This is a genomic window from Plasticicumulans sp., from assembly GCF_035331805.1.
Classification (GTDB): Bacteria; Pseudomonadota; Gammaproteobacteria; order Competibacterales; family Competibacteraceae; genus Plasticicumulans.
In genome coordinates this window covers 1-7,819 of record NZ_DAOLKE010000166.1, presented here as the reverse complement: position 1 = coordinate 7,819, position 7,819 = coordinate 1, and the positions used below count along the sequence as shown (strand labels likewise).

The window sequence follows — 7,819 nt, the reverse complement described above, 5'->3', positions numbered from 1 at the left end:
CGGCCCGCGCCGCGTGGCTCGGCTGGTCGATGGGCGGGCTGGTGGCGCAGCGCATCGCGCTCGATGCGCCGGCGCGCGTGGACCGGCTGCTGCTCACCGGCTCGAACGCCTGCTTCGTGCAGCGCCCGGACTGGCCGTGCGCGATGACGACGGCCGCGCTCGCGAAGTTCGCCAGTGGTCTTGCCGACGACCCGAAGGCGACGCTGGAGCGCTTCATCGCGCTCGAAACCCTGAACCTGCCGAATGCCCGGGCGCACCTGCGCGTGCTGCGCGAGATCGTGTTCCGCCACGGCCTGCCGGCGACGGTCGCGCTCGAGGACGGGCTTTCGATCCTCGAAGCCGCCGACCTGCGCGCCGAGTGGCCGCGGCTCGGCTGTCCGGTGCGCCTGCTGCTCGGCCAGCGCGACGCGCTGGTGCCGGTCGCGGCCGGCGAGGCGCTGGCGGTGCTGGCGGCGGACGTGCGCGTGCAGGTGTTCCGGCACGCGACGCACGCGCCCTTCCTGTCGCATCCCGACGAATTCCATGCGGCGCTGGCGACGGCGCTGCACGACTGACAGCCGGCCTGCCCGGCGCCCGAGCCCCGATGAACGATCCGCTGCCGCCCGCCACCCGCCCCGACGCCCGTCTGGTGCGTGCCGCCTTCGATGCCGCTGCCGCGCGCTACGACGACTGTGCGGTGCTGCAGCGCGAGGTCGGCACGCGCCTGCTGGAGCGGCTCGATCTCGTGAAGCTCGTGCCGGCGCGCGTGCTCGATCTCGGCTGCGGCACCGGCCTGCACACGCGTGCGCTGCTCGATCGCTATCCGCAGGCGCTGGTCTGCGGCGCGGATCTGGCTCCGGCGATGTGCGCCCGCACGCGCGCCCGCTCCGGCTGGTTCCGGCGCCTGCGCGCGGTCTGCGCCGATGCCGCGCGCCTGCCGTTTGCCGATGACAGCCTCGATCTGGTCTGGTCGAACTTCACGCTGCAGTGGTGCGGCGCGCCCGATGCCGTGTTCGCCGAGGTGCGCCGCGTGCTGCGCCCGGGCGGGCTGTTCCTGTTCACGACGCTCGGGCCGGACACGCTGCGCGAGCTGCGCGCGGCGTGGGCGGCGGTCGATGACCGGCCGCACGTCAATGATTTCACCGACATGCACGATGTCGGCGATGCGCTGGTACGCGCCCGGCTCGCCGATCCGGTGCTCGATGTCGAACGCTTCACGCTGACCTATCCGGACGTGCTGGCGCTGATGCGCGAGCTGAAGGCGATCGGTGCGCACAATGTGCTCGATACGCGCGCGCGCGGCCTGACCGGTCGCGGCCGGCTTGCGGCGATGAGCGCCGCCTACGAGCGCGAGCGCCGCGACGGCGTGCTGCCGGCAAGCTACGAGGTCGTCTACGGCCATGCCTGGGCGCCGGCGCAGAAGCTGTCGGTCGATGGCCCCGGCGGGGTCGCGACCTTCCCGTTGTCCGGGTTGCGCCGCCGGCCGCCGGCCGGGCCGGCGGCGTGAACGCTGCCCTGCCTGCCGGCTGCTTCGTCACCGGAACCGACACCGGCATCGGCAAGACGCGCGCGGCGGTGGCGCTGCTGCAGGCACTGGCGGCGCGCGGCCTGCGCGCAGTCGGCATGAAGCCGGTCGCAAGCGGCTGCGAGGCCACGCCCGCGGGCCTGCGCAACGACGACGCGCTGGCGCTGATCGCGGCCTCGGCCGGGGCGCCGGACTACGCGCTGGTCAATCCCTACGCCTTCGCGCCGCCGGTCGCGCCGCATCTGGCGGCGCGCGCGGCCGGCTGCGGCATCGACTTCGCGCACATCGAAGACTGCGCCCGCCGTCTTGCGGCCGGTGCCGACTGGCTGGTGGTCGAGGGCGTCGGCGGCTGGCGCGTGCCGCTCGGTGCCGGGGGCGAACTCGCCACGCTCGCGCAGCGCCTGGGCTTGCCGGTGGTGCTGGTCGTCGGTCTGCGGCTCGGCTGCCTGAACCACGCGCTGCTCAGTGCCGATGCCATCCTCGCCGCCGGCCTGCCGCTCGCCGGCTGGATCGCCAACCGCATCGATCCGGACATGGCGCTGGCCGATGACAACCTCGCCACGCTCACCGCCCTGCTGCCGGCGCCCTGTCTCGGCACGCTGGCATGGTGTCCGCTGCCGGCAAGCCACGCCGGGGGCCTCGACCTGCGCCCGCTGCTCGCCGCTGCTGCGGCGCAGCGTTCATGATTGCGGCCGGTGCCGGTGCTAGTCTGGCTTGCCAGATCATCCAGCCGGCTGCCGGCTGCCGTGTATTTTGTTTACAGCGCCCGCAGCGGAGGCCGGTGACGCCGGCGCCCGGGCGCCGGCCGCCATCGGTAAGATGGCCGGCCTGTCCAGTCAGGAGGGAGTGATGCCGCTCGAACCGTTGCCAGCCAGCCGTGAACCCGGGCTTGTCCTGCGCGACGAGGACCGGACGCTGCTGTCGACGCTGGCCAGCGATCTGCGTCGCCACTGGCAGCGCGCCCGCAGCAGCCACTTCGAAGCCGCCGAGATGGTCGACCTGCGCATGTTCGTGCGCGGGCTGGCCGACACCTGCGCGCAGGCCGCCGGCTTCGCGCTGGCCGGACAGGCGCAGGCGCTCGACACCGCGCTGCGCGAGGCCGGCTGGAGCGGCAAGCGTCCCGACCCGGCACGCGCACAGGCGCTCGGCGAGCGCGTCGAGGCACTGGCGGCGGCGCTGTCGCAGTCGGCCAGCACCGGCCGCACGCCCGAGAGCGCGTCGATGACGGTGGCCGCCTCGGCACCGGCCAGCGCGCCGCGCGTGTTCCTGGTCGATTCCGAGCCGGCGCAGGCGAAGTTCCTGTCGCTGCAGCTCGCCGCCCAGGGCTATGCGGCCGAATCCTTCGTCGACTGGGATGCGCTGGTGCATGCGATGGCCAGCCGCCAGCCGGCGGCCCTGATCGCCGACATCGACGCGCCGCACGGCGTCTTCGGCGGTGCCGATCAGGTCAGCGAGCTGCGCCGCGCCGGCAAGCTGCTCTGCCCGGTGCTGTTCCTGTCGGCGCGCGCCGACAGCCGCACCAAGCTGATCGCGCTGCGCGCCGGCGGCGTCGGCTACTTCGTCAAGCCGGTCGCCGCGCCGGAACTGGCCACCCGGCTCGGCGAGCTGATCAGCCACCAGGAGCCGGCGCCGTATCGCGTCGTCATGGTCGATGACGACCGCGCCTTCCTGGAGCTGCAGTCGAGCCGCCTGCAGGCGGCCGGCTTCGAGGTCAAGGCGCTGTCGAATCCGCTCGGCGTGCTCGAAGCCGCACAGGGCTTCGAGCCCGATGTGTTCGTGCTCGATCTCTACATGCCCGAGGCCGACGGCTGCGAGCTGACGCGGCTGATCCACGAGGAACCGCAGTTCGCGAACACGCCGGTGATGCTGCTCTCCGGCGAGAGCGATCCGACCGCGCATGCGCGCGTGATCGTCGCCGGTGCCGTCGATGTCATCGTCAAGCCCGCCGACCCGGTGCGCTTCATCGAGCGCGTGCGTGCCCGGGCGATGCAGTACCGGCAGAACTTCTCGCGCGCGCGCCGGCCCGATCGCGCCGACACCGTCACCGGCCTGCTGACGATGGCGCAGTTCACCGAAGCGCTCGAAGCGCGGCTCGCGCATCCGCGCGAGGCCGAGGGCGCGCTGTCGGCGCTGTTGTACGTGAGCCTCGGTGGCTATCTCGACTGGTCGAAACGCCTCGACGCGGCGCGCCTCGAACAGGTGCGCACGCGCATCGCGCGCGTGATCAGCGAGCGCCAGCAGGGCAACGACATCGTCGGCTGGGACAACGCCGGGCGCGTGATCATCAGCACGCGCCAGCCCGATCTGCCGAACCTGCAGAGCTACGCGCGGGCGCTGATCGATGCGATCGGCGGCGTCGAGCTGTCCGATCTCGGTCCGGGGCCGCGGCTGGTGCCGAGCATCGGCGTCTGCCGCGCCGACGCCGGGCCGGTGCATGGCCTGATCGGCGATGCCGCGCAGCTTGCCGCGCAGCAGGCGCGCGAGGCCGGCGCCGGCGTGCGCCTGCAGCCGCTGCTGGTGTCGAGCAGCGCGCCGGATCTCGAGGAGCAGCGGCGCTGGCACTCGATCATCAACGACGCGATCCGCGAGCACCGGCTGTTCCTGGTCTACCAGCCGATCACCAACCTGCTGGTCGCCGATCGCAGCGAGTGGAACGAAGTCCTGCTGCGCATGCGCGATGCTTCCGGCCAGACCCTGCTGCCGGGGCAGTTCCTGCCGGTTGCCGCCAAGTTCGGGCTCGACCGCCTGCTCGATCGCTGGGTGGTCAGCCGGGCGCTGCGCGGACTCGATGCGCGCCAGCAGGATCACCCCGGCACGGTGTTCTTCGTCAAGCTCGGCACGGCCTCGGTCGCCGATCCGAGTTTCCCGGAGTGGCTGCGCCAGATGCTCGGCAAGGTGACGATCCGGCCGCGCAGCTGCGTGTTCCAGTTCTCGCAGGCGACGGTGCTCGCGCAGTTCGAGCGCTGCTCGACGCTGGCGCAGGCGGTGCGCGAGATCGGGCAGGCGGTGGCGATCGAGCATTTCGACGGCCAGTCCGACGCGCTGCTGCGCGTCTCGGCGCTGCTGCCGAACTTCGTGAAGCTCGATCGTGCGATCACGCAGCAGCTCGCTGCCGAGCCGGCGCGCCAGACGCAGATCCGCGAACTGGTGCGCAAGCTCAAGGAAGGTGGCGCGGCGGTGATCGCCGCCTACATCGAGGATGCGCAGTCGCTCGGCGTGCTGTGGCAGGCGCAGGTCGAACTGGTGCAGGGCAACTTCGTGCAGCAGCCCGACGAGGTGATCCAGCACCAGGTCACGAGCTGAGGCCGTCGCGGTTCAGCGCGCCGGCGGCGGCAGGGCGACGCTGCCGGTCGGCCACGGCATCACCGGCACGGTGCTCAGGGAATTCTTCGGCGAGCCGTCGATCAGCTTGTCGCTGTAGACCAGATACACCAGCGTGCTGCGCTTGCGGTCGAGAAAGCGCACGACGCGCAGCTTCTTGAACAGGATCGAACGGCGCTCGGTGAAGACCTCCTCGCCGTCGCGGAAGCTTTCCCTGAACACCACCGGGCCGACCTGGCGACAGGCGATGCTGGCATCGGAGCTGTCCTCGGCCAGACCGAGGCTGCCCTTGATGCCGCCGGTCTGGGCCTTGGCGACGTGGCAGGCGATGCCGTCGATCTTCGGATCGTCGAAGGCTTCCACGACGATCTTGTGGTTGGCACCGAGCAGCTTGAAGGCCGTATCGACGCTGCCGATCTCCTCGGCGTGCGCCCCCCGGGCAAGCACGGCGGCGAGGCAGAGCAGCGACAGGCGGGTCAGGACACGCATCGGCGGAACTCCGGTCTGGTGTGGGGTGCAGGGATCGTAGCAAACTGGCCGGAACGTCCAGGGACGGCTGCCGGCAACCGTTGCAGCCGCTGCAAACGTCTATTCAGGAGGTGGGACATGGGAGTCGAGCGTGCTGCACGCGATCGCACGGCCGTCAGCGCCGGCGTCGAGCGCGAACGCATCCAGCTCGTCGCGCTGGCCCGCGAACTGCTGCTGCGCTGGGGGCAGGCGGCGGCCCAGGCCTGTACGGCCGAGGCCCTGAACGCCGTCAGCGAGATCACCGGACGCCTGGTCGAGGAATGCCTCTCGCTCGATGAACGCGGCCTGGCCGTGCGCGTGCGCACCGTCGACACGCTGCTGCGCGAACTCGTGCGCAGCGGCGAACGTCCGGATTCGATCGAGCAGGTGCGGCTCGCCGATGCAATCCGCCGCCTGCACGACGCAATCGTCGGCCCCGAAGCCGAGCCGGTGCCGGTCGCACGCAAGGCCGGTGCCACCGGCCCGGCCCGCGACGAGACCGGTGACCACCGCCCGCGCGTCTACGTCTTCGGCGACGCGCCCGAACGCATGGCCGGCTACACGACGCGGCTCGGCGAACACGGCTACAAGGCCGAAACCTTCGATGACCTGCAGGCCCTGCATCTGGCGCTGTCGCTGCAGCTGCCGCAGGCGGTGCTGCTGCTCGGCGACGCCCATGATCCCCGCGCCGGGGCCCGGCTGGTCTCCGAACTGCGCCTCGCCGGCCTGCACGAGGACCTGCCGGTGGTGCTGGTGGCGCCGCAGACCGACAGCCGCTGCCGGCTGCAGGCGCTCGCCGCCGGGGCCGATGCCTGTCTGGTCGAACCGCTCGGTGGCGCCCGGCTCGCGCGCCGGCTGCACGCGCTGATCGGCAACCGCCAGCCGCAGCCGCACCGCGTGCTGCTGCTCGATGCCGATCCGGTGCGCCTGGAGCGGCTCGCCGGCATGCTGCGCGGCAGCGGCTGTCACGTGCGCACGCTCGACGATCCCGGTCTGCTGCTGGAAACCGCCGCCGAGGAACAGCCCGACGTGCTGGTGTTCGATGCCGGCATCCCCGAGGCCGACGCACCGACGCTGATGCGCCTGATCCGCGACGAGCCTGCGCTCGCGCAGCTGCCGGTGCTGTTGCTCGCCGCCGAGGAGGACCGCCTGCCGGTGCTGACCGGCGGCGGCGTCGAGGTGCTGCCGAAGCCGACCGCACCGGGCCTGCTGGTCGGGGCAGTGCGCGCCCATGCCGCCGGCCAGCGCCGCCGCCACGGTTCGGCGATCCGCGACTTCACGCACCGCGACGCCAGCTCCGGGCTGGCGACGGTCGAGGCCTTCCGCAAGCTGGTCGAGACGGCGCTCGCGCGCAACGACGCCGGCATCGGCGCGCTGCTGTACGTGGCCGTCGACAACCTGCTGCAGGGCGACATGAGCGAACTGCGCCGCGCGCGCTGGCGTGCGCGCTTCGCCGATGCGCTCGATGACCAGCTGCTCGGCAGCGACATCGCCGGCATGAACGCCGATGGTGCCTTTCTGGTGTTCGCGCGCCGGGTCGATCTGCCGAAGCTCGAAAGCTTCGCGCGCGACGTGGCCTATGCGCTCGGCTGCGTGACGCTCGATGAGCTCGGCCACGGCAACCGCCCGAGCGTCTATGTCGGCGTCGCGCGCGCCGAATCCGGCATGCTCGAACAGTCGGTCGAGGCCGGCAAGGCCGTCTGTGTGGCGCTGCGCCGCGAGGGCGGCGATCGCGTGCGCCTGCATCCGGTGCTGGCCGGCGGCCCCGGCGGCGAGGAGCAGCGCGACTGGATGGGGCGCATCAGCGGCGCGATCAAGGAAGGCCGGCTGTTCCTGATGTACCAGCCGATCACCAGCCTCGCCGGTGACCACGGCGAGCGCTACGAAGTCCTGCTGCGCATGCGTGACACCGAGGGCCGCACGCTGCTGCCCGAGCAGTTCCTCGGCGCCGCGACCCGCCTCGGCCTCGATCGCCTGCTCGATCGCTGGGTGGTCAGCCGCGCGCTGCGCGGGCTCGAAGGCCGGCTGAAGGAGCAGGGCGACACCTGCTTCTTCATCAAGCTCTCGGGCGCCTCGGTCGCCGATCCGGGCTTCGCCGAGTGGCTGGAGGCGATGCTGGCCAAGGTCTCGGTGCAGCCGCGCAGCTGCGTGTTCGAGATCTCCGAGGCGACGCTGCTGGTCGTGCCGCGGCGCACCGAACAACTGCTGCGCCGCGTGCGCGCCGCCGGCTACGGCACGGCGCTCGAACACTTCGCCGCCGCCGAGGAATCGCTGGCGCTGCTGCCGAACCTGCCGCTCGACTACGTCAAGCTCGACCGCAGCCTGACGGCCAACCTCGCGACCAACCCCGGCCGCCAGAACTGGATGCGCGAACTCGTGCACCGCATCCGCAGCACCGGCCCGCGCATCATCGCCGGCTACGTCGAGGATGCGCAGTCGCTCGGCCTGCTGTGGCAGGCGGAAATCGAACTCGTGCAGGGCAACTTC

At 72.1% G+C, this 7,819-nt stretch carries 6 protein-coding genes; 5 read left to right on the top strand and 1 reads right to left on the bottom strand.

The genetic code is table 11. The features are described from left to right. From PKE44_RS12030 to PKE44_RS12015, 4 genes are all read left to right on the top strand, one after another. Positions 1-554 (top strand): alpha/beta fold hydrolase (locus PKE44_RS12030; protein WP_324551469.1); only part of this gene is annotated, 554 nt, incomplete at its 5' end. Between the two features lie 29 nt (positions 555-583). Continuing rightward, positions 584-1,486 carry a malonyl-ACP O-methyltransferase BioC gene (gene bioC, locus PKE44_RS12025; protein WP_324551467.1) on the top strand — a complete coding sequence of 301 codons (903 nt, stop codon included), beginning with the start codon at positions 584-586 and terminating at the stop codon, positions 1,484-1,486. After that, positions 1,483-2,190 (top strand): dethiobiotin synthase, encoded by a 708-nt coding sequence (gene bioD / locus PKE44_RS12020; protein ID WP_324551465.1) that lies wholly within the window; start codon positions 1,483-1,485, stop codon positions 2,188-2,190. The genes bioC and bioD overlap by 4 nt, the downstream gene beginning before the upstream one ends. A gap of 163 nt (positions 2,191-2,353) precedes the next feature. Next, a complete protein-coding gene (locus tag PKE44_RS12015; RefSeq protein WP_324551463.1) occupies positions 2,354-4,807 on the top strand; it encodes an EAL domain-containing protein in 2,454 nt (817 codons plus the stop codon). Between the two features lie 12 nt (positions 4,808-4,819). Here the strand turns inward: PKE44_RS12015 and PKE44_RS12010 are convergent, their stop codons facing one another. Next, a complete protein-coding gene (locus tag PKE44_RS12010; RefSeq protein ID WP_324551461.1) occupies positions 4,820-5,314 on the bottom strand; it encodes a CreA family protein in 495 nt (164 codons plus the stop codon). A gap of 117 nt (positions 5,315-5,431) precedes the next feature. On the opposite strand from PKE44_RS12010, the gene PKE44_RS12005 reads away from it, so the two are divergent. Next, a partial coding sequence (locus tag PKE44_RS12005) for an EAL domain-containing protein (protein ID WP_324551459.1) occupies positions 5,432-7,819 on the top strand: 2,388 nt, incomplete at its 3' end.